Origin of the sequence: Neobacillus niacini, assembly GCF_031457145.1 — a bacterium.
Classification (GTDB): Bacteria; Bacillota; Bacilli; order Bacillales; family Cytobacillaceae; genus Neobacillus; species Neobacillus niacini_J.
This window is the reverse complement of the sequence record NZ_JAVDVZ010000015.1, coordinates 16,858-37,650: the sequence shown is the minus strand read 5'-3', so window position 1 is coordinate 37,650 and position 20,793 is coordinate 16,858. Positions and strand designations below refer to the sequence as shown.

The window sequence follows — 20,793 nt, the reverse complement described above, 5'->3', positions numbered from 1 at the left end:
CAAAACAGTCGGACTGAATCAGTCTGACTGTTGATTTTTAAACTATTTATTTCATTTTATAGACATATCGTTACTTAAAATGAAAAACTCATTTACTTATGATACGGTTCACCGTACTGTATCCTAATGGAATTATTTTATTTCTAATTATTATCCAATAACTTCCTAATCAACTGGAATCTCCATTTTCTTGTTGTATACCTTCATATAATGCATGCCCTCTATTAAAAGATATTCTGGCCTTGCCGTTGAATCAAATTGCAAGGTGCGTTCCTTTACTTCCTTGCCGTCTTCTTGTTTTGTATAGGTTTGATTTACGGTTGTTTTTAAAGGGATGACTTCCTTTTGTGTTTTTAATGATACACCATCAAGCATCACATCATCATCTGTAGCAATCGTTATTTCCACTCCTTGTGATGTGGTTGACACATTTTTGATCCAAAGTTCTTTCCCATCAAGCGATATCGGCCCATTGTTAATGGATGAAAGGGAAATCTTCTCTTCTAGCCTTTGATAGCCGGCAAACTCTTTTATGACTAGTTCAAGTGAATTCAGCTGCTTCGGCAATGCATTATAGCGAATATCAAACTTTCTACCTTTTATTGAAGATAAATTGCTGCTGCCCATTATTTCAACCGGCTTTCCGTTCGCCATTAATTCAATTCCACCAAACGAGGTATCGACTCGATCAAAGTTTTCTACATTTAACGTTCCTTTGATCATTGTCATGGTTGGTGATGCTGTAATGGAATGAAATGTGATGGTGCCTTTATCGACTTTAGATGTCTTTTTTAGCGACTGCTTAAATTCGGCGGCCATTGCTTTGTTTGGATTATATGGAATGGCAATACTTCCTTCGGTCATCTGGTCGTTCTGAAGAGGCTGCCAAAAGTGTAAATTCAACTTTTTTGAAAATGGACTTACGGGTTCAAAAGACAGCGTTCCTTTAATCTCCGTATGGTCATCATTCATTAAGGACGTTCCTCCCTCTGCATTTGAGTTTGTTAAGAAACCCGAAATTCTCGAAAGCCGAAAATTGTCACTCAAAGTATCGTCGATTCCTTTTGGATTCGATAATGTGTAGTACACTACTAATTGATTAGAATCTGAAATCAATCCGTTAATCCTAAGCTCTGTTCCATCTTCAAGCTCGGTCTTTTTTCCCACCATTTGTCCCATGCCTTTTTCATTTAGTTCTTTTAAAGTACCATTAATCATTTCATCGAAACCAAACAGTTTTTTACCATAAAATGCAAATGCATTGTATTGAGATTCCATTAAGATGATAAAAAATAAAGTGACTGCTACTATCTTCCAGCTAAGTGCAAAGCGTTTTGTTTTTTTTGGAGCATTATGAAGTGCGCTCCTTAATCTCATCTCTAATTCATCTGGTGCTTGTATAGAGTCGTTAAGCTCCTTCTCTTCTGCTAATCGTTTCTCAAGATTATCCACTAACATCACCCCTATAATGATCTCTTAGCTTTTTCAATCCTTGGAAAATCCTTGATTTAACCGTTCCAATCGAAACAGAAGTCATATCTGCTATTGTTTGATAATCGAGATCATGAAAATATTTTAATTGAATCGCTTCTTTTTGTTGCTCATTTAAATGAATCAATAACTCTTTGATATCCAATTGTCTATCACTACTCAAATAAGGATTACTAGTCTGCTCCTGACTTGGATTAGACGTATGCCAATCATCGATTAACACAAGCCTCTTTTGCTTACGAAGCATGGATTTACAGCAATTCACCAAAATGGTCTTACTCCAACTGTAGAAAGCTTCTTCTTTCTTTAGTTGATCAATATTTTCATATACCTTTACAATCATTTCCGCCATTGCATCCATAGCATCATGCGAATTTTCCAAATAGGTGAGAGCAAGTCTATAATAATCATCTTTTTCAGCCATGATTAATTGGAGCAATGCTTCTTTACTTCCCTTTTTCGCCTTATTCACTAACCGAATTACATTCATGCTTTCACCTCTCTACCTAATAAGAGTCATGGCAGGGATAAAAAGTTCATTTTTCGAGATAAATAATTTTTTGAACTAAAAATAATCTATTAATCTAATTAAATTTTTATCCGAGTAAAAAGGTATGAGGCATGGTAACCATAAGGTGCATGTTGTCTTATATTTCAGAAAACTTTAAAAATTGTATCTTTTTTATTGAAAACAGATTATTTGCCGTATATAATCTCTAAGTAGGGAACAGTATTCACCATTAGTGATTATTTAGTAAGCGTTAACAATGATTTTAAATTTTAAAAAGGGGGAGAAAATGTGAAAACTATTAATTCCGCAGAGATTATTGCTAATAGTAAATTTAACCGCTTCCATTTAGGCCTGCTCATTTGGAGTTTTTTCATTATTTTGTTCGATGGATATGATCTTGTTGTTTATGGAACTGTTTTGCCAGTTTTAATTGAAAAATGGAATCTTACTTCGGTCGAAGCAGGGGCAATAGGAACTTATGGCTTATTTGGAATGATGTTTGGCGCTATCCTTTTCGGAACACTTGCTGACCGGATTGGAAGAAAGAATGTTATTGCTATTACATTTTTATTCTTTAGTTTATTTACATTACTATGCGGCTTTGCCGAAACTCCAACTATGTTTTCAACCTTTCGATTTTTAGCTGGCTTGGGGCTTGGAGGAATTATGCCCAATGTTATTGCCTTATTAACAGATTATGCCCCTAAAACAATGCGAAGCATGATTGTATCCATTGTTCTATGCGGCTATTCGGTCGGCGGAATCCTTGCACCTTTATTTGGAATCTTTTTAATGCCTAAGTTTGGCTGGGAATCTATCTTTTGGTTTGCAGGTCTTCCTCTAGTTATACTTCCAATTATGTATAAACAATTGCCAGAAACAGCAAGCCATCTTATAAGGACTGGAAAAAAGGATCAGTTGATTGCAACTCTTTCCAAGGTGAGTCCTGGGGTAAGCTTCCAACAAAATGATGAGTTCGTAGAGCTAAGGGGAAAAGAGACAAAGGTTCCGATTATGGGATTATTTCAAGATAAACGGGCTTTAAGTACGGTTATGTTTTGGATTGCCTTTTTCAGCTGCTTATTGATGGTTTACGGTTTAAATACATGGCTTCCTAAGCTGATGATTGATGCAGGATATGGGCTGAATTCAAGTTTAGCCTTCCTTATCACCCTTCAAGGCGGTGCCATTATCGGAACGCTAATCATCGGACGACTTTGTGATAGATACGGTTCCAAAAGGATGCTCGTTCCGATGTATGCATCAGGTGCCATTGCTTTAACCTTACTTGGCTTTGGCGGGAATTCCTTTATGATCTATCTTTTGGTAGCCATTGCCGGTGCAGCTACAATAGGGGCACAAAATATTGTACAGGCTTATGTTTCCCAGTACTATCCGCCATCCGTCAGATCTACGGCATTAGGAATGGCATCGGGTATCGGGAGAATTGGAGGTATGCTTGGTCCGCTATTAGGTGGTTTCCTTTTATCTGTATCTTTGCCAATCCACTTAAATTTCATTGCATTTGCCATACCAGGATTGTTCGCAGCCGCTGCACTAGCAATTGTGCCTGTTAAAAATGCATACTCAAATAAAGTTGTTATCGATATCAAACCAGATTCAATTAACGATACGGCATCTTAATCATTTATCAAATAAAAGGGCGAACGCATTTACACCCGTTTACACTAAATGTAACTCCACTTTATTAAAAGCCGCTGTACTGCTTATTGGCAGAATAGTGGCTTTCTTTTTTGCCAAATTCAATAAAAACGTTTCACGGAGAAGTATTTCCTGACAAAAAGGGAAGGGGACCTTAACAATAAACAAGGCCCCCTTCCTATTTTTCAAGGTGCTTCTGTAACCCCAAAGTCTCAATAAAATTCACAAAGACCTTGACGACATTCCAATCCATGGATTCCTGATGGTAGTACATCCATGTTCTTCGTAAAATAGGATTTCCGTTTTGGTCAGTCAAATCTACTTTATAAAATTCTTTTATATCCTTAAGCATTCTACTAGACATAATTCCATAGCCTAACCCATTAATCACCATTTCCTTACAAGTATCCACCTGATCCACTTCTATGCTGATTAGTGGCGGCTGGGTATAGTTTTCGGTCCACCAATTATCAATTAATGAATTTAATAAATAATCGCCGCTATAGTCAATTCTGGGGAGATTAGGCAGATCCTGCATATCAATTTCCTCTCTTGACATAACAGAAATGGTTTCTTCAAATAATAGATGTTTCTTTAGTCCTCTATCGCTATAGTCGCCCCGAACAAAGCCGATATGAACATCCCTATTGTGTATAAAATGTGCTACATCTTTACTCCAGCCAGTTATCACTTTAAATTCTACATGAGGATATTGGTCTTTAAATAATTTTAATATATGAGGCAGTTCATAGTTTGCGAAAAAATTGGATACACCCAATTTCAATGTTCCTGCAACTTCATTACCGGACGTTTTACTCATATTCCGGACATGCTCTTTTATATTATTAAATTGAGCAAGGATATCATCGGCACAATGAACAAGATATTCTCCCTCTGGAGTAAAATGAATCCCTCTGCTTTCTCGTGTTACGATTTTGACACCCAATTCTTCCTGCATGTTTTTTAAACGGTTCGTTAATGCCGGCTGGGTAATAAACAATAGCCGTGCTGCTTTTGATATGTTCTTCTGACTATTGAGGACCTTCAGTATTTCCCAATCACGGTAATCCACTATTAACCTCCAAAAATATTCGATATAATATTTTTTTATATCATAGTATATTTTTTTTGCATTTTATTTTATTCCATTATTGCATTATGATTGGTCTGTAGCAATTGATAATTTCTCCTCAGATCTTAAAGCAAGGTTTAACGGGGATTAATGATAGAAGTCTAGTCTGTAAGACAGAACTACTTAAAGATAGGGAGAGGAATTTTTTATGTGGATTTTAACTTGTTATTTAGGTTCAAATATTTCTATGTTTGAATTTGGTACAGAACAAGAAGCAAGAGAGAAACTCAAAGACATGAAGGGCTATAAAATTCTTTCTGAAGTTGTATACTTCAATGATCCTTGCTTTCAGCAGGAAATTGCTTAAGATACCATAACAAAAAGGCCAATGTTTTCAACATTGGCTTTAACAATGCTATTTACTCACTCAGTTTGATACGAATATCTCTCGAATGCTAATCAAGCGAAATTTTTCCGTCTATTTAGATTCTTAACTTTTGATGTTCTAGCCTCCCCAACCTTAAGGAGAAGCATTTGCCTAAAAACCTCATTTATTTATGGTACGGTTCACCGTGGTGATTGAAGAGGCAAAAAAATGAGCATTGGGAACTATTATTCTCAATGCTCACTTTTGCTAAGCCGTCAATCCCCCACCCCTCTATCAATTTAGTGCAGTAGGGGAATGACCTTATAACAGTTTTAATATGTCGAGAGCGTGGTATGTTTAACGTTTCCTTGCGTAAAACTGACGATGGAGTTGACGAATTTGTTCTGTTAGTTCAGGAACAGGTCCATCTACTATGGTATCACGAATAACATCTTGAATGGGCAGATTCCGAACGCGTGATGGAGTAACTCCCATTTCATTCAACCATTGTACCAACTGTTCAGAAGAACTTGCATAAACGATTCTACCTAAACCAACCCAACCGTGGGACGCAGCGCACATAGGGCAATGTTCGCCAGAGGTATATACTGTCGCCTTACTTCTTTCTTCAGGTGTCATGTTCGCGGCTGCCCATCGCGCCAAAGCAAATTCTGGGTGTTGTGTATGGTCACCACCCGCAACGTGGTTATGGTCTTCTGCAAGCACCTCTCCGTTGGCTGAGACAAGTACTGAACCAAATGGCTCGTCACCTTTCTCCAATGCAGTTTTTGCTAATTCAACACAACGTCGCAGGTGGTTCAAATCTGAATCACTTATCATCATTGAATCCTCCTCATCGCTTTTTTATTTTTACATCAATCTTCCATAAACAAGATCCCTTTATAGAAGATTAATCTTATTAAAAGGCAATCAAATTTATATAACAACTATAACATATTAAACTATCGAGAAAGTTTGAAATGGTAAACAGTCAGTCTATTAGTCATTGGTTGCAATCGACCTATACTTTACGGGTTGGATTGTTGCAATTTCATACAATTTGTCATTATAGATTATTGGTGTAGGAAAAAACTATATTAAAATAAAATCAGGTTTGTATTCAATAAACTGGCCAATTTCCTCGACGGAGTTAGTGATTGAGATTATCTTTTAGAGTTAATGTCAGACTTTTCAATTATCATGATGCACTTAAGCAGATTAAGTGAAGAACTAATATTATGGAGTAGTCAAGAGTTTAAATTTATTACGATCGATGACGCGTACTCTACAGGCAGCAGTATCATGCCTCAAAAGAAAAACCCTGATGCTGCTGAGCTTATTAGAGGAAAAACAGGACAAGTATATGGATCACTTACTTCCTTATTAACAACGATGAAAGGCTTACCTTTGACATACAATAAAGATATGCAGGAAGACAAAGAACCGTTTTTTGATTCCTTGGATACGGTGTTATCTTGCCTACAAATAATGTCTCATATGATTTCTACTATGAAAATGAATAGTGAAAATATGAAAAAAGCCGTGAAAGATGGCTTCCTCAATGCAACAGAGGTTGCTGACTATTTAGTTAGCAAAGGAGTTGCTTTTAGAGACGCACATAGTATTGTTGGTTTGATTCCCATTTATTGTGAAGACCATCATAAAGCCATTGGAGAGTCTGTCTTGTTTTATTTATGCAGTTACATAATTAGATTCTAGTTTTCCTAAGAAGTTGAAATATGAACTGCAGCAATAGATAAAAATCCAAAGTTAATGATAGAAGCTGTTTTTCATGCCAGCCTTTTTTCTATAATCTCTACAAATTTTGTTGAAGATGGTGATAGTGGAACACTTTTTAAAAAACATACGCCTATATTTCTCTTTGGTATTTCTTCTATTAGTTGTACTTCATACAATAATCCTTTATTTAAATAGTCTTGTGAAAATTCTTTAGTCACACATGCTATCCCTAAATTTATTTTAGCAAATTCTAATAATAAATCATGTGAGCCTAATTCAAATTCCGGCGACATCTTTATACCTCTAGATAGTATATAATCCTCTACATACTGTCTTGAATTTGATTTTGGTTCAAGAAAGATTAGTGGCAGTTTTACTAATTCATGAAGGCTTAATGGTTTAGATACTATATTCTTATATTTCTCCCCGCAAACAAAAGTATCATGAATATCAATACATGGTCTTAGTTCTAATGTAGGATCATCAATCGGAAAATTACAAATTGTAATATCAACCTCGCCTGATTTTAATAAAGAACAGATTTCTAATGTTGTACCATTTTCAATCTTAAATTTAATATTCGGATATTTATTATGAAAAGCTTCTAAATAAGGAAGCAAAAAATATCTAGAAATCGTATCACCCACACCTATCTTTAGTTCCCCTGCCGTTAGATTCTTAAATTCTAATATCTTTTCTTCCCCAGCATCAATTAAATTAATCGCCGAATTTACATATTCAAATAGATGACTACCCTCATTTGTTAATGATACCCCTTTAGGTGTTCTATTAAAAAGACGTGTATCTAATTCTTTTTCTAATTGCATAATCGCTTGACTAACTGCTGGTTGTGTCATGTAAAGATCTTTTGCTGTCTTAGAAAAACTTCCACTTTTTCCTACCATACAAAATACTTTATATAAATCTAATTTACTTATCACATAACCACTCCTTATATCCACCATTAGAGATATTAATTTTACTTATACCATTAAGCTAATGTATATTACAAGTAGATATAATTTATATTAACGTAAGTAGTTATAAGGAGCGATTATATTGGAAAGAGTAGTTGGAACTGTTGTAAGAGGTCTTCGTTGCCCAATCATAAATCAAGGGGACAAAATAGAAGAGATCGTTGTGGATAGTGTGTTAAAAGCTTCAGAAGTTGAAGGCTTTAATATTAATGATAAAGATATTGTTACGGTAACAGAATCAATCGTTGCTCGGGCTCAAGGTAATTATGCGACGATCGATCATATTGCAAAAGATATTCATACAAAATTTGGGGAAGATACGATTGGAGTCATATTCCCTATTTTAAGTCGTAATCGTTTTGCAAACTGTCTCCGTGGAATTGCAAAAGGAGCTAAAAAAATTATTTTAATGCTTAGCTATCCATCTGATGAAGTTGGTAATCAATTAGTGGATATTGACATGCTTGATGAAAAGGGAGTTAATCCTTGGACAGATGTATTAACGGAAAAACAATTCCGTGATTATTTTGGATATAATAAACATACTTTTACTGGTGTTGATTATATTGATTATTATAAATCATTAGTTGAAGAATACGGTGTTAAATGTGATATTATCTTCTCAAATAATCCAAAAACCATTTTGGATTACACAAAAAATGTTCTAACTTGCGATATACATACACGATTTAGAACGAAGAGAATATTAAAAGAAAATGGTGGAAAAAAGATTTACAGCCTTGATAACATATTATCGGAGTCTGTTGATGGCAGCGGATGTAATGAAGCTTATGGTCTACTAGGATCAAATAAAGCAACAGAGGATAGTGTTAAACTTTTCCCGCGTAATTGCCAACCTATAGTTGATAAAATACAGCATATGCTTAAAGAAAAGACTGGAAAAAATGTTGAAGTGATGATTTACGGAGATGGAGCGTTCAAAGATCCTGTAGGTAAAATATGGGAACTAGCTGATCCAGTTGTTTCACCTGCTTACACATCAGGTCTTGATGGCACACCTAATGAAGTAAAATTAAAATATCTCGCTGATAATAACTTTGCTAATTTAAAGGGTGAAGAACTTAAACAAGCGATTTCTCAATTTATTAATAATAAAGAATCTGACCTTGTAGGATCAATGGAATCACAAGGGACTACACCTAGAAAACTTACCGACCTTATCGGTTCTCTATCAGATTTAACTTCAGGAAGTGGAGATAAGGGTACACCTATTATCTTTATCCAAGGTTATTTTGATAATTACACAAAATAAGGTATTCAAAATAAACTAGATGCCTCCATTTATGGCATCTAGTTTTTTGTGTTAATCTTTTTCATTTCCATACTTCTTTTTCAAAAGGATATTCTAGTTTCCTATTATTTCTTATTTTTAACTATTCAAAGCTTTAGGTTGCTTTAGAGATCACTATTAGGCAAACTATACCCTTTTTAAAAAACCTCATTTACTTATGGTAAGGTTCACCGCACCTATTTAAGCGGCGGTTTCACTCTTTTGCATTGGAATAGTGCCTGCCCTCTGTCCATATGCAGGCACTTAAACGGTTGCTCTTCTCAATAACAAATACGGAAGGCATATATATAAAAGAGTGCGAACAGTGCCAGGCACTGTTCGCTAGTGGGATCCTATATTTCTGCAAGTCCTTTGAAAAGTTCCACTGCGGTTCCGATGATTTCATCTCGGAAGTCATACTCATAGGTATGGATATGAGGGTAATTTTCGCCGTTTCCGATGTAGCACATCGCACCCCTTGTCAACTTCATGTAGTGGCCGAAATCTTCAGAGGCACGGAAGGCTTCCTTCATTTCAACCAACTGGAATCCTTTTTCCTGGCTAACCTTACGGATCCTGTCAGAACTTTCCTTGTGGTTTACCGTTTCCGGAAATTCATCGTTGAAGGAGAAGCTTACCTTCAGTCCGTACTTTTCTGCTTGTTCACGTGCAAGATCTTCAAGGTTTTTCTGAAGATTATTCAATTCTGCTTCGTACAGGGCACGGATTGTTAGGAGTAGATCCCCTTTGCTTGCTGCTAAACCGAATGCTCTTTCCCCAATGTTTACGTGTACAACCGTACAAAGTACCAACCCTTCATTTCTTTCAGGAGAGGTTAGTTCTGGAATGGCATCAATGATCTTTGCAATAGCAAATGAAGGATTGACTCCATTCTCAGGCTGGCTGGCATGAGCAGGAGAACCTTCCATATGGATGGTCATGCCCTTGGATGCACAATGAGCGGTTCCGTCGATGACATTGATGGAGTTAAAAGCCATTCCACTCATATTATGAAAGGCAAAAATTTCTTCAATGTTATGTTCCTTAATAAAAGTGGCACATTGGATAGCGCCATCTCCAGTTTCCTCCGCGTGCTGGAAAAGGAAAAAGATGTTTTTGTCAGCACCCTTTTGGTCGATCTCCAACGCAAAGCCGGCTAGGCTTGCCGCATGCCCATCATGTCCACATTTGTGGGATACCCCTGGATTCTTGGAAGCGTGTGGAAGGTCAATCACTTCCGGCATTGGAAGTGCATCAAAATCTGCACGAAAAGCAATGTTCCTTTTATCTTCTCCCGCTCGATAAATCGCATAAAACCAAAGGCCTCTATCTACAATTTCCAGATGTGTATGCTTTTTAAGAAAATTAAGTAAATGCTGTTTCGTCCAAACCTCTTCATTCGAAATTTCAGGATGCTGGTGCAATTCATGACGCAGCTGTTTAGCTAATTCTAAATTTTTTAAATCCAACGTATCTTTAACCCCTTCCTAGTGTTTATCTATAATGTATCTGCAATCCTGAAAATACTATTAAGAGTCTCCGTATAGTTTCTATAATATAGTAAACTATACGGAGACCTTTTTTAACTTCTTATAGAATCATAAAAATTAAACAGATTTTTCTAACCTATAAAGTCTCACTATATTATTTGTGTCCTCTTCTTCATATTCTCTTATAAACTGCATAGGGGAATTTTCAAGAATTTTTACTGAATAAATGTTTTTCTTTTCAACAATGGAAATTACCTTATCTATAGCTAAATCATTAAGACAAAATTTGAGTAATCCCTTCAAAATTTCAGAACCATACCCTTTTCCCCAATATCTTTCGGAGAACCTGTACCCAACTTCAAATTCTCCATTTTCACTTTTAGCTACTGCGCAAGCACCAATTAATGTACGAATTTCATCATTTATCTCTGAAATAGCCAATATCAATCTATCAGTATTATTTTCACTATAACTATTTATTATTTCAAGTAATTCATTTGAATTTTCCGTCTTTGTTTTACCCCTTCCAATAATATATTTCATAACATTATTATTACTTTGCATTTCGTGGAAGTCCTCTAGGTCCTCTACTTCAAACCTTCTTGTGTATAGATGTTCAGTCTCAAAATACATAATTTTCTTAAACTCCCTTTTTTGCGGTTCAAATAGTTTCACATAATATAACCTATCTGAACTCCATAAGTAAACGATGTTTTTCGAATTGCTTTGCGATTCAGGTTGATCGAACAAATGGCATTTACTATGAAGACTATTTACTCTATTTTTTCGAAGGGATCTGGTCTTCATCTGCCTAATGAAGACCACTTTCTCTGTTTTTCTGAAGGGATTTGGCCTTCATCGCCTTTATGAGGACCACTTTCTCTGTTTTTCTGAAGGAATTTGGTCTTCATCGCCTTTATGAAGACCACTTTCTCTGTTTTTCTAAAGTGATTTGGTCTTCATTAAGCCTTATAAAGAAAACTCACCATGCGGCGAATTTTTGCGTTTTAATATACCCATTGCTTTGTCTAAACATTTGTCATTTCGGCTTTAAATTTCAGAAAAGCATATCAAACCCGTACTTGTTATCAATAAGGTTACCGCCTTTTTTATCATAAAATAAGTAGTATCGTTCCTGCTGTTATGACGATACCGCCGATAATAGTATGCTTGGCCGCTTTTTCTTTTAAAATAGTAAAACTCAATACCATCGTGAGGACTACACTAAATTTGTCTATGGGAGCGACGATGGAAACCTTCCCCATCGCCAGCGCTGCAAAATAGCATAACCATGATAAACCAGTAGCTACTCCAGATAGGATTAAAAAGCTGTATCCCTTTTTCGATATCCTTTTCAATTTCTTATGGGTTCCTTGGAAAAATACAATGGCCCAAGCAAATAAGAGGATCACAATAGTTCGTAGAAAAGTAGCCACATTGGAATCAACATTTTCCATTCCTACTTTTGCTAATATCGATGTTAACGCGGCAAATACTGCCGCTAAAATAGCATAAACAATATATTGTTGCGATCCTGAAAATCGTTTCTTTTCTTCATTTTTTCCAATCAAAATAAACGTTCCAATTGCTATGATCGCTCCACCAGCCATCACAAAAGGTTCTGCTGGCTCTTTTAAAAAAAGGATAGAGATAATAATGGTAAGGACCACACTTGATTTATCTATCGGTACCACTTTGGACACATCACCAATCGCAAGGGCTTTAAAGAAAAATAACCATGAAAAGCCTGTTGCAAACCCCGATAACAGAATAAACCATAAAGCGCTAGTTGAAATCTGAGAAATCGTATCCAGCTTACCAGTTATCATGACCATGATAAAAGCCATGATGAATACTACGATTGTCCGAACTGCGGTCGCTAGATTGGAATTTACATTTTCAATCCCAACCTTTGCTAAAATCGCTGTGAAGGAAGCAAATAAAGCTGCCAATAATGCCAAAATAATACTCATCATGCACCTGCTTTTATCTATAAATATTTGAGTTTTATACGCACCATTTATTGTATCAAAAACTACTCCTTTTTATTTAAAATTCACTTCGTTTATACCTGCTCTATTCGTTCCGGTAGTTTGGTTTCATTTTGTTAGGGTTCGTTATCGTAATCCGACATATCTGAATAAAAGTCAGTGTAAAGGGTAGCATACCTCTGTATACATGAATGAGGTGATAGAAATGTCTAATATAAAACAAGAAGAAATGGAAACAATAAGAGAGTTAATCAAAGACGTAGACACGGCCATGCTGACTAACTACGGTGACTGAAGAAGGGCTTGTTTCTCGTCCTATGAAAACACAAGAAGTAGAGTTTGATGGTGACTTATGGTTTTTCACTAAAAAAGAGACGAATAAATACGAAGAAATTTTACATGATAAAGATGTTAATGTGGCTTATGCAGGTAAATCCTTTGTATCCGTCCGTGGAAGAGCGGAAATCATTGAGGATATAGACAAGAAAAAGGAATTGTGGAGCAAAGTATATGAGAAGATTATGCAAACTTCTTTTGATGATCCTAATGTTGTCTTGATAAAGGTTAAAGCGGAAGCAGCTGAATATTGGGAAACCGGTAATTTTACGAAGAGAATCGCCTTTTTCTATAACCGCATGACAGGGAAAAGTTCTAAATCGACAGATATTAATGAAACGGTTGAATTAAATAAATAACACCGAAAAATGGGTTGTCTGGTTATAGGACAATCCATTTTGCTATTTGGTAGGAACGAATTGTATATCAAAATGTGAGGTACAACAGCCTTGTCTCCTTACAAATTGGGACTTTACATCCATAAAAAATGAGTGACAAATCAGCATACAATTTGGCACTCATTTTAAGTTACATTTTTTTGCGATGGGTAACGAAACCCTTGAGTTTCCCTTTTACCTCTGATGATTTAAAAAGAATTTACGAACCATTGAATTAAACCCATCATTTATTCCATCCGTTGATCTGCCATTTTGGATTTCATCCCTATAGTGGCTCATCTGTCTGATAAAGTCACGCTTGCTTGAAATATATACATTTTGGATGTTTGCGTCTGATTCTCTTACCTGTTGAGCAATTTGGTCTTCAACAAATGGACTAATCTCACCATGAAAGTCTTCATCAATCACGACAGCTACATATGCATTTCTATTCAATGCAATAATATTGGCTTGTTTTACTTCAGGTAGATTCTCAACTTTATCTTCTGCCTCATTTTCTATGTGTAACCCTGAATGATTAGTATTGGTATTATTTGTTGATGTGTTCGTAAGGTTAAGATTGGAATTTCCTACACTATTTCCTATATTTATTCCGCCAGAATTTCGGTTATTTATCTTACCGTGCTGATCCGTTCCTCTGCCTTCATCTTTCATATTGCACCCGGTCACCAATGTACCTATCAATAGGCAGGCGAATATTTGTTTAATAGCCTTCATATAATTTCCTCCTAATATGAGTTCAAGCTTACAATTACCTTTAATCCCTTTTTTTATGTAAAGACTTGGAGGAATTTTTTTAAAAGAATATAAGAAACCATTAAAACTCACTATTTGTGAAGAATCATTTTAAAAAACCGTACCTCTCTAAAGAAGATACCGCCTTATGGATTATAAAATAAGCAATACTGTTCCGACCGTTATGAGGATACTGCCGATCATCGTGAGTTTGACCGAATTTACTTTTTGAAGGGAATTAGAATTTTTATGTTAAAATAAATTAGTAGATTGTGGAAAAATATTCATAAACTCTCAGGGCTATATTGTAGAATATATTTTATCTTGTTTCTAGGTAATTAAAAGCTATTATCGATGGTTAGGGTTTTTTGAGGAGGTTTACTGTGCTAAATGTAGTTAATAAAATTGTATTTAAAAGGTCTATTAAATTTTTAATATTTGCAGTAATCATAACAATTATTGCAGCGATGATAACCTATATCATCAATCCAGACTTAAAAGAAACAGTGAGAGGGATGAAAAACCGTATACCAGACCAAGCAAGAGAATCCGTTGGTTTAGATAAAGTGTGGTCATTTATCGTAAATAATGGCTTTATGGTACCTTTACAAATGTTTATCTTGGCTTTGATTCCAATACAATTTCTATATGTTATAAATATAATTTTAACTGTTTCTCTGCCTGGAATTCTTTTTGGAATTGGTTTGCAAGCCGATTTAAAGAAAGGTTTAGAAATAATAATTTCTGCTGTCCCACATTATATTTTTGAAGTTTTCTCCTTTTGCTTATTTGCAGCTATTCTTTTTGAACTAAATAAGGCTATTAGAATCAAAATAAAAAATATATTCAAAAAAGATAAAAAAGGAATATCTCTTAATAAAAAATTTTTAGAGACAATAAAAATTTACGTTGTTTTATCTTTACCTATCATGATCGTAGCTGCATTCCTGGAAACTTACATAGCCGATATCATACTTAATTTATTTCAGTAGTAGGTTCAACAGATTAAATTCACTGCAAGAGTCGCAATGAAATAACAGTCTTCCAAAAACGGTAGCTTTAGACATAACAAAAACAAAAATATCCTGTTTTAATTTAAAAAGTGGTATAGTATAAGAAAGTATTTTTACTATTTCAAAAATATAATTATTATATATTTTGATATGTGTCAGTTTAGAATGATTCAATTGTGTTTAAAACTGAACCTATTAATAAGAATGAGGTGTGAGCATGAATCAGGAAATTTCATTTATTCAAAGAGAGGCTTTAAAGGAAAAACCTGCAACAGATTCATTAGGTTTCGGTAAGTATTTTACGGATTACATGCTTGTGATGGATTACCACAGCGAAAACGGATGGTACAACCCGCGAATTACGCCTTACGAAGCGTTAACACTGGAACCGTCAGCAATGGTATTTCACTATGGACAGGCTATTTTTGAGGGCATGAAGGCTTATAGGACCGCAGATGGCACCGCTCAGCTCTTCCGTCCAGAGAAAAACATGAAGCGTTTAAATGATACCTGTGACAGAATGTGTATTCCACAAATCGATGAGGACTTTCTATTAAGTGCGATCAAACAATTAATTTTTACAGAAAAGGATTGGATTCCTCAAGGTGAAGGAACATCCCTTTATATTCGTCCGTTTATTATTGCAACGGAAGCCTATCTCGGTGTACGTCCTGCTAAAGAATATAAATTGTTCGTTATCCTTTCCCCTTCAGGAGCCTATTATGGCAGCCAATTAAATCCTGTTAAAATATATGTAGAAGAGCAGTATGTCCGTGCGGTCATTGGCGGAGTGGGCCACGTGAAGAACGCAGGTAATTATGCTGCTAGTCTAAAGGCACAGGAAAAAGCAGATAGACTGGGATATGCACAAATTCTATGGCTGGATGCGAAAGAGAATAAATATGTTGAAGAAGTTGGCAGTATGAACATTTTCTTCAAGATTAACGGCGAAGTAGTCACACCGAAATTAACTGGCAGCATTCTGCCAGGTGTTACCCGTGACTCTGTTATTCAATTATTAAAGCATTGGAATATCCCTGTGCGTGAAGAAAGAATCTCGATTGAAGAGGTATTTGCTGCACATGAACGTGGAGAATTAGAGGAAGTCTTTGGGGCAGGAACCGCTGCCGTTATTTCACCTGTTGGCGAATTAACATGGAACGACAAAACCATCGTCATTAACGATAATCAAATCGGACACCTCTCTCAGGATATTTATGATGAGATGACCGGAATACAGCTAGGAAAAAAAGAAGACCCATTTAACTGGACAGTGAAGGTTGCCCAGGTTGAGGTCTAAAATTGGTAAATTCAAAGAAAAGATCCATAAAGGCTTAACAGGTTCTATTTCCTATCGCAAAACCTGAAAGTGCAGCCGAAAATGTAACCTAATTGTACCGTGTTTTGTATCTGTTTTTGTAATAGAAGAAATGGCTCAGTATAGTAAACTGAGCCATTTCTTTTATTGATTTCTATTAACTTGTTGAACTAACACACCCGTTACTTTAAGTAGGAAAGTTCACAAACTATTGCGGAGTCATTTGGGCTTCTATCGTTTGAACTTCTTCTTTTAGCTGTTCTACTGTCTTCGATAGCTGTTCTTCTATTTCGTCTTACAAAAGAGGGCGATTTTTTTATTAAAACCAGTGGTCTCGCACGTTCATATATTTCACTCTATTCCATTCATCATAATATAATCGTAGCTTTCTTTTAAACATTGGAATGGATCTTTCTGCCATTTCTCCTGTTCGGCGAAAGCATATTTTACGCCAGTTTCGATCGTGGCATCGAAGATTTTCTTCCATCGGATTGCGCCTTGCCCAACAGGCATGAGCACTTTATTTCCATCCGAATCGATCATCCCATCCTTGAAGTGGATTAAATCATTTCGTCCTTTCACCTTATAAATCCATTCAATCGGATCTAGACCTGCATGGATGATATGATAGATGTCTAATAAAAATTGAAAGTCACTTCTGGTATTTTCGAAGATGATGTCAAGTGAATTTTGCCCATCATATTGAAACACATCCATATATCTTGGATGGAAGTTCAGGATCTTTCCTTTTGTTTCAAGGAATTCTGAAAGTTTATTCAACTCCTTTGCAAACTCCAGACAGCCCTCATAAGAATGGTAGCGCTCTGGAATCCCGCTGACGGTAATGTAAGAACCTCCCCAAAGGTCGTTGATTTCTATGACTTCATCCAAATGAGAAATGACCACATCATAATGGTCCTGTGTCCCTATGCATTCCAACCTCGTTTCCTTTAAGGCATCGTGAATGAAGTCCATTGGGATTTCAGGGTTGATCCATTGAATCTGAATCGTTTTATAACCGATCTCACTTACTTTGCTGAACGATGCCAAGACATCCTCAGGGGTTTGAAGATATTCCCGAACGCTTGAAATCTGTATGCCTAGTCTTGTCATAGTTGTCCTCCTTATTTCCTTATGTATTCGTTTTCAATTTCGTACCTTTGATTTATACCACGATTCTATGTCATCCTGCATTATTCCGTACTTGAAACCAATAATTTAAAGTATAAAGATAGCAAAAACATATAATAGGACAATACTAATCAAAATTGTAATATTTGCGATCGTGGCAATTAAATTAGTGGTGCTATATTTTAATTCAATTCCAAATACTAAAGCTGACATTCCAACTGGTAGTAATAGTCCGATTAAGAGTGTATATCGAAACATTTGATCGAAAGGAAGGAAGAAGTATAATGCTAAACCAAAAAGTAGTCCTAAACCGTATCGGAAAGTTAAAAATTTCATAATAGGTTTAAAATACTTTTTGTCAAATGTAAAATTCAAATATAGTCCTAATAATAATAATGACAACGGCATATTTGCTTGAGATATAGTAGTAGCAACATCAATTATCGTTGAAGGCAATTGGATATGGCTATAATTTAGAATACTAGCAACGATATAAGTCATTAAGGGAATGGAATTTCCGAGTTTTTTTAGAATTGCAACAGGCTTAAGGGTCAGCCCCTCTTCTGAAAAATAGCTACCTAATATATAGCCAATTACCCAAATAACAATTGAAGTTCCTACATCAAACATTCCAAAATACGTTAAACCTTCTGTTCCCCACATAACATGAACAATAGGATATGCAAATAATCCAACGTTAGCTCCAGGAGCAAGCATTATTAAAGTGCCTTTAAGTTCTTTTTCCTCTTTTTTAAATACAAAAAAAGTAAGAAACGCAGAAATTAGTCCAAAAATAATGACGATGACCGGTAACAAAATTAAAGAAGGTTCAATTTTAACAGAATTAAATGTCACAATGACCAAAGCCGGTAGGGTGATATTAAAAATAATTTTTGAAATTACTGCTCCATCTTTTTCCTTTAAAATGTTTATACGTTTTAATAGATAACCTAAAACAATTATAAGTAATATATTTATAAATGCTTGATTCATTTCTAAATTGCTCCTCTGAAAAATTGTAGTTTTTAAAAAGCAAATGATAAAATTTTGTTTCTTTGATGATATCAAGAAGAATGGTAGCAACGCCATTTACTATTGTAATGTAAACACTCCTCGCTTATATTATTTTTGGATAACGCAAGAATCAGAACGCCTCTGGTTGGATGCAATTCAATTTTATTGCGTGTTGACGCAAAAAGCATTCGCTAGAACGGTTTTAATCAACAGAAGAAATAAATCTCAAATTCGTGATGTGAGTGAAATTGAAAAGGATAGAAATCCACTCTCTGCATACGATAAGATGCAATAATCCATTCATCAAAAGACAAATTATTTCGATCTTCCACAGCCCTCACGCCTTTATTAAGCGTTGTAAAGCTTACATATATTTTACCACTGCAGCATAAAAAAACAGTTTCTGAAGCTGCTTTCATTTTTAATGATTTTGACTGATATTGCTTTCCGATTAATAAATCCATCAAAAAAAGAGACAAAACCAACCATTTTACTGGCAGTTTTGTCTCATATTAAGAAAACAAGGAATCTTACTCCATCCAGTTTGTATGGAAAATACCTTCTTTATCAATACGTTGGTACGTATGTGCACCAAAATAGTCACGTTGTGCTTGTAATAGATTCGCTGGAAGCGTTTCTGTACGGTAGCTGTCATAATAAGCAATTGCGCTTGCAAAGGATGGAACAGGGATTCCACACTCAATTGCCACAGCAAGAACTTGACGTAATGGCTGCTGATAGTTCTCAACGATATCTTTAAAGTAAGGATCTAGTAATAAAAGTAATAAGGTTGCCTACGCGGAAGTCTTCCCCATTTGTCATTTTAGGAGATATTTTGCGCTTATTTTAAGTATTATTTTGCATATCCAACGTTAAAACCCAGCTACCTTCGGAAGATTAGCTGCGTTCCTTAATTATTTACATCTAATTATTTATAGAACTATTCGGATCCGCCTAGTAAAAAAGCGACTGCTCATTGTTCAGCAATCGCGCCCTTTAGTTGAACTAAGTTTGCTTAAATTCTTTAGAAAAACAGTTTATATAAAACATATCCAACTATTAATACAATAATTAGTATTCCTGTTCCTTTCCAACCCAAACCACCAACTAAGTCTGCCAAATTGCCATTTTCAGCTCTATTAAATCCATCTTTTAATGCACCTGTTGGATTTTTTTAAAGTTCTTCTTGTCTTAATCTCTCTCTTTTCTTCTGGAGTTTCTTGTCGATTATTCAAGTCAAACACCCCCTATGAATACCCTATCCTCTAATTTCTTGGTAATACCTTCTTCCATTAACCTGCTTCGTTAGTTGAAGAAGCGATCAATCTTATACCTTTCTTATATCATTAAAAAACTGCCGCTTATTATTCCGCAGCAGTTCCCTTTTTCCCATTTTTCTTTGTTTGTTTCAGATCTTCGTTCTCCTTTTGAAGCTGAACAATCTGCTTTTGATGGTCTTCTTTCAGACTCTCGATCTGCTCCCAGATAAAACTCATTAACAGTATCCCGTACTTTTCACTGCTTAATTTACTTTTAATCAGCACTTGTCCCATTCAGCTGAATTCTGAGTGCATAAGTTATTATTAAGCCCCCGCCAGGCCAACATAACACCTCAGAAGAGGCGTTTGCATTGTATTGCAGACGCTTTTTTATTTTTAGAAATTTTTTTGTCCTAACCACGATGACGTATGTCCAATCAATCCTTGTCTTTAAAAAATATACATAAGGAGAAATAGCTTTTGTCCGATTGGTGGTGAAAGAAATGGGTTGGTTCGGCGGATACGATGGATACGACGGCGGTTATGGATACGGCGGTGGCTTTGGCGGCAGCAGCTTTGTATTAATCGTTGTATTGTTCATTCTTCTGATCATTGTAGGGGCTTCATTTTGCTAAATAGTACAGAACAAAGGGCAGGTTAAGTGTCCCTTTGTCATACAGACTTCTGAAATGAAAGGAGGAGGAATCAAATGCCGTTTTTTGGATTTGATCGAAGAGACAGGTTTTTTCGTGACGACTTTAGAAGAAGAAGGTTTTTCCCTTTTTTTCCATTTTTCCCTTTCGGCTTTGACTTCGAAAGAAGAAGACGTTTTGAATTCGATAGAAGACGCAGATTCTTTTAAGCAAATGATTTAAACAGTGTTTCCATGGGATAGATTCCATAGAAGAAAAGAAGGGAATAGAAATGGGAAAATGTTCTTCATGGTCAGTTTCAGTTCTATCCACCATTAGCCTATGATGGTTCGTTAAGTTCAAAA

General features: G+C 35.6%; 19 protein-coding genes and 4 pseudogenes. 8 read left to right on the top strand and 15 right to left on the bottom strand.

Annotation, left to right across the window (positions count from 1 at the left end; genetic code table 11):
- Positions 1-165: 165 nt before the first annotated feature.
- Both J2Y03_RS24230 and J2Y03_RS24225 read right to left on the bottom strand, forming a co-directional pair.
- On the bottom strand, positions 166-1,458 hold the full coding sequence (locus J2Y03_RS24230) for a DUF4179 domain-containing protein (protein ID WP_310199438.1): 1,293 nt from the start codon (positions 1,456-1,458) through the stop codon (positions 166-168).
- Positions 1,445-1,981, bottom strand: a complete 537-nt coding sequence (locus J2Y03_RS24225) for a sigma-70 family RNA polymerase sigma factor (protein ID WP_132095451.1) — start codon at positions 1,979-1,981, stop codon at positions 1,445-1,447. Before J2Y03_RS24225 ends, J2Y03_RS24230 begins: the two co-directional genes overlap by 14 nt.
- A 309-nt stretch (positions 1,982-2,290) precedes the next feature.
- On the opposite strand from J2Y03_RS24225, the gene J2Y03_RS24220 reads away from it, so the two are divergent.
- Entirely contained in the window at positions 2,291-3,646 is a 1,356-nt protein-coding gene (locus J2Y03_RS24220) for an MFS transporter (RefSeq protein WP_310199273.1), read from the top strand.
- A gap of 196 nt (positions 3,647-3,842) precedes the next feature.
- On the opposite strand, the gene J2Y03_RS24215 is transcribed toward J2Y03_RS24220, so the two are convergent.
- On the bottom strand, positions 3,843-4,736 hold the full coding sequence (locus tag J2Y03_RS24215) for a LysR family transcriptional regulator (protein WP_310199271.1): 894 nt from the start codon (positions 4,734-4,736) through the stop codon (positions 3,843-3,845).
- Positions 4,737-4,944: 208 nt separating this feature from the next.
- On the opposite strand from J2Y03_RS24215, the gene J2Y03_RS24210 reads away from it, so the two are divergent.
- Positions 4,945-5,103: a hypothetical protein gene (locus tag J2Y03_RS24210; protein WP_165903212.1), complete on the top strand. Its 159-nt coding sequence runs from the start codon at positions 4,945-4,947 to the stop codon at positions 5,101-5,103.
- Between the two features lie 357 nt (positions 5,104-5,460).
- Here J2Y03_RS24210 and J2Y03_RS24205 read toward each other — a convergent pair whose 3' ends face one another.
- Entirely contained in the window at positions 5,461-5,943 is a 483-nt protein-coding gene (locus J2Y03_RS24205; protein ID WP_310199269.1) for a nucleoside deaminase, read from the bottom strand.
- Positions 5,944-6,237: 294 nt separating this feature from the next.
- Here J2Y03_RS24205 and J2Y03_RS24200 point away from each other — a divergent pair.
- Positions 6,238-6,789, top strand: a pseudogene (locus J2Y03_RS24200) (lyase family protein); the annotation flags it as partial.
- Between the two features lie 104 nt (positions 6,790-6,893).
- Here the strand turns inward: J2Y03_RS24200 and J2Y03_RS24195 are convergent.
- Positions 6,894-7,784: a LysR family transcriptional regulator gene (locus J2Y03_RS24195; protein ID WP_310199267.1), complete on the bottom strand. Its 891-nt coding sequence runs from the start codon at positions 7,782-7,784 to the stop codon at positions 6,894-6,896.
- A gap of 118 nt (positions 7,785-7,902) precedes the next feature.
- Here J2Y03_RS24195 and J2Y03_RS24190 point away from each other — a divergent pair, with 118 nt between their 5' ends.
- Positions 7,903-9,093, top strand: a complete 1,191-nt coding sequence (locus J2Y03_RS24190; protein WP_310199265.1) for a coenzyme F420-0:L-glutamate ligase — start codon at positions 7,903-7,905, stop codon at positions 9,091-9,093.
- Between the two features lie 371 nt (positions 9,094-9,464).
- Here J2Y03_RS24190 and J2Y03_RS24185 read toward each other — a convergent pair whose 3' ends face one another.
- From J2Y03_RS24185 to J2Y03_RS24175, 3 genes are all read right to left on the bottom strand, one after another.
- The gene (locus J2Y03_RS24185; protein ID WP_310199263.1) at positions 9,465-10,580 is read right to left on the bottom strand and encodes a M20 metallopeptidase family protein; all 1,116 of its coding nucleotides are present in this window, start codon (positions 10,578-10,580) and stop codon (positions 9,465-9,467) included.
- Between the two features lie 138 nt (positions 10,581-10,718).
- On the bottom strand, positions 10,719-11,234 hold the full coding sequence (locus J2Y03_RS24180) for a GNAT family N-acetyltransferase (protein ID WP_310199436.1): 516 nt from the start codon (positions 11,232-11,234) through the stop codon (positions 10,719-10,721).
- 479 nt (positions 11,235-11,713) lie between these two features.
- Positions 11,714-12,574: an EamA family transporter gene (locus J2Y03_RS24175; RefSeq protein ID WP_310199260.1), complete on the bottom strand. Its 861-nt coding sequence runs from the start codon at positions 12,572-12,574 to the stop codon at positions 11,714-11,716.
- Positions 12,575-12,797: 223 nt separating this feature from the next.
- Here J2Y03_RS24175 and J2Y03_RS24170 point away from each other — a divergent pair.
- Positions 12,798-13,287: pseudogene (locus tag J2Y03_RS24170) on the top strand (pyridoxamine 5'-phosphate oxidase family protein).
- Between the two features lie 213 nt (positions 13,288-13,500).
- Here the strand turns inward: J2Y03_RS24170 and J2Y03_RS24165 are convergent.
- Entirely contained in the window at positions 13,501-14,043 is a 543-nt protein-coding gene (locus J2Y03_RS24165) for a YhcN/YlaJ family sporulation lipoprotein (protein ID WP_310199258.1), read from the bottom strand.
- A 401-nt stretch (positions 14,044-14,444) separates the two neighbouring features.
- Here J2Y03_RS24165 and J2Y03_RS24160 point away from each other — a divergent pair, with 401 nt between their 5' ends.
- Entirely contained in the window at positions 14,445-15,053 is a 609-nt protein-coding gene (locus tag J2Y03_RS24160) for a stage II sporulation protein M (RefSeq protein WP_310199256.1), read from the top strand.
- A 238-nt stretch (positions 15,054-15,291) separates the two neighbouring features.
- Complete coding sequence (locus J2Y03_RS24155; protein ID WP_310199254.1) at positions 15,292-16,374, top strand: branched-chain amino acid aminotransferase; 1,083 nt, start codon at positions 15,292-15,294, stop codon at positions 16,372-16,374.
- Between the two features lie 369 nt (positions 16,375-16,743).
- Here J2Y03_RS24155 and J2Y03_RS24150 read toward each other — a convergent pair whose 3' ends face one another.
- The 6 genes and pseudogenes from J2Y03_RS24150 to J2Y03_RS24125 all read right to left on the bottom strand — a co-directional run bounded on the left by J2Y03_RS24150 (position 16,744) and on the right by J2Y03_RS24125 (position 20,090).
- Positions 16,744-17,505, bottom strand: a complete 762-nt coding sequence (locus J2Y03_RS24150; RefSeq protein ID WP_310199253.1) for a sugar phosphate isomerase/epimerase family protein — start codon at positions 17,503-17,505, stop codon at positions 16,744-16,746.
- Positions 17,506-17,610: 105 nt separating this feature from the next.
- Positions 17,611-18,516 (bottom strand): AEC family transporter, encoded by a 906-nt coding sequence (locus J2Y03_RS24145; RefSeq protein WP_310199251.1) that lies wholly within the window; start codon positions 18,514-18,516, stop codon positions 17,611-17,613.
- A 227-nt stretch (positions 18,517-18,743) separates the two neighbouring features.
- A complete protein-coding gene (locus J2Y03_RS24140; protein WP_310199249.1) occupies positions 18,744-19,001 on the bottom strand; it encodes a hypothetical protein in 258 nt (85 codons plus the stop codon).
- A 66-nt stretch (positions 19,002-19,067) separates the two neighbouring features.
- Positions 19,068-19,316: pseudogene (locus J2Y03_RS24135) on the bottom strand (NADP-dependent phosphogluconate dehydrogenase); the annotation flags it as partial.
- A 245-nt stretch (positions 19,317-19,561) separates the two neighbouring features.
- The gene (locus J2Y03_RS24130; RefSeq protein WP_310199247.1) at positions 19,562-19,657 is read right to left on the bottom strand and encodes a DUF6366 family protein; all 96 of its coding nucleotides are present in this window, start codon (positions 19,655-19,657) and stop codon (positions 19,562-19,564) included.
- 244 nt (positions 19,658-19,901) lie between these two features.
- Complete coding sequence (locus J2Y03_RS24125; RefSeq protein WP_310199245.1) at positions 19,902-20,090, bottom strand: hypothetical protein; 189 nt, start codon at positions 20,088-20,090, stop codon at positions 19,902-19,904.
- A 272-nt stretch (positions 20,091-20,362) separates the two neighbouring features.
- On the opposite strand from J2Y03_RS24125, the pseudogene J2Y03_RS29050 reads away from it, so the two are divergent.
- Positions 20,363-20,431 (top strand): annotated as a pseudogene (locus J2Y03_RS29050) (YjcZ family sporulation protein); the annotation flags it as partial.
- Positions 20,432-20,793: the final 362 nt, after the last annotated feature.

Excerpts from the sequence above, each read along its gene's own strand:
- J2Y03_RS24210 (WP_165903212.1), top strand. The coding sequence starts at position 4,945 with ATGTGGATTTTAACTTGTTATTTAGGTTCAAATATTTCTATGTTTGAA.
- J2Y03_RS24150 (WP_310199253.1), bottom strand. The coding sequence starts at position 17,505 with ATGACAAGACTAGGCATACAGATTTCAAGCGTTCGGGAATATCTTCAA.
- J2Y03_RS24140 (WP_310199249.1), bottom strand. The coding sequence starts at position 19,001 with ATGGATTTATTAATCGGAAAGCAATATCAGTCAAAATCATTAAAAATG.
- J2Y03_RS24225 (WP_132095451.1), bottom strand. The coding sequence starts at position 1,981 with ATGAATGTAATTCGGTTAGTGAATAAGGCGAAAAAGGGAAGTAAAGAA.
- J2Y03_RS24165 (WP_310199258.1), bottom strand. The coding sequence starts at position 14,043 with ATGAAGGCTATTAAACAAATATTCGCCTGCCTATTGATAGGTACATTG.
- J2Y03_RS24230 (WP_310199438.1), bottom strand. The coding sequence starts at position 1,458 with ATGTTAGTGGATAATCTTGAGAAACGATTAGCAGAAGAGAAGGAGCTT.
- J2Y03_RS24180 (WP_310199436.1), bottom strand. The coding sequence starts at position 11,234 with ATGTATTTTGAGACTGAACATCTATACACAAGAAGGTTTGAAGTAGAG.
- J2Y03_RS24125 (WP_310199245.1), bottom strand. The coding sequence starts at position 20,090 with ATGGGACAAGTGCTGATTAAAAGTAAATTAAGCAGTGAAAAGTACGGG.
- J2Y03_RS24145 (WP_310199251.1), bottom strand. The coding sequence starts at position 18,516 with ATGAATCAAGCATTTATAAATATATTACTTATAATTGTTTTAGGTTAT.
- J2Y03_RS24155 (WP_310199254.1), top strand. The coding sequence starts at position 15,292 with ATGAATCAGGAAATTTCATTTATTCAAAGAGAGGCTTTAAAGGAAAAA.
- J2Y03_RS24205 (WP_310199269.1), bottom strand. The coding sequence starts at position 5,943 with ATGATAAGTGATTCAGATTTGAACCACCTGCGACGTTGTGTTGAATTA.
- J2Y03_RS24175 (WP_310199260.1), bottom strand. The coding sequence starts at position 12,574 with ATGAGTATTATTTTGGCATTATTGGCAGCTTTATTTGCTTCCTTCACA.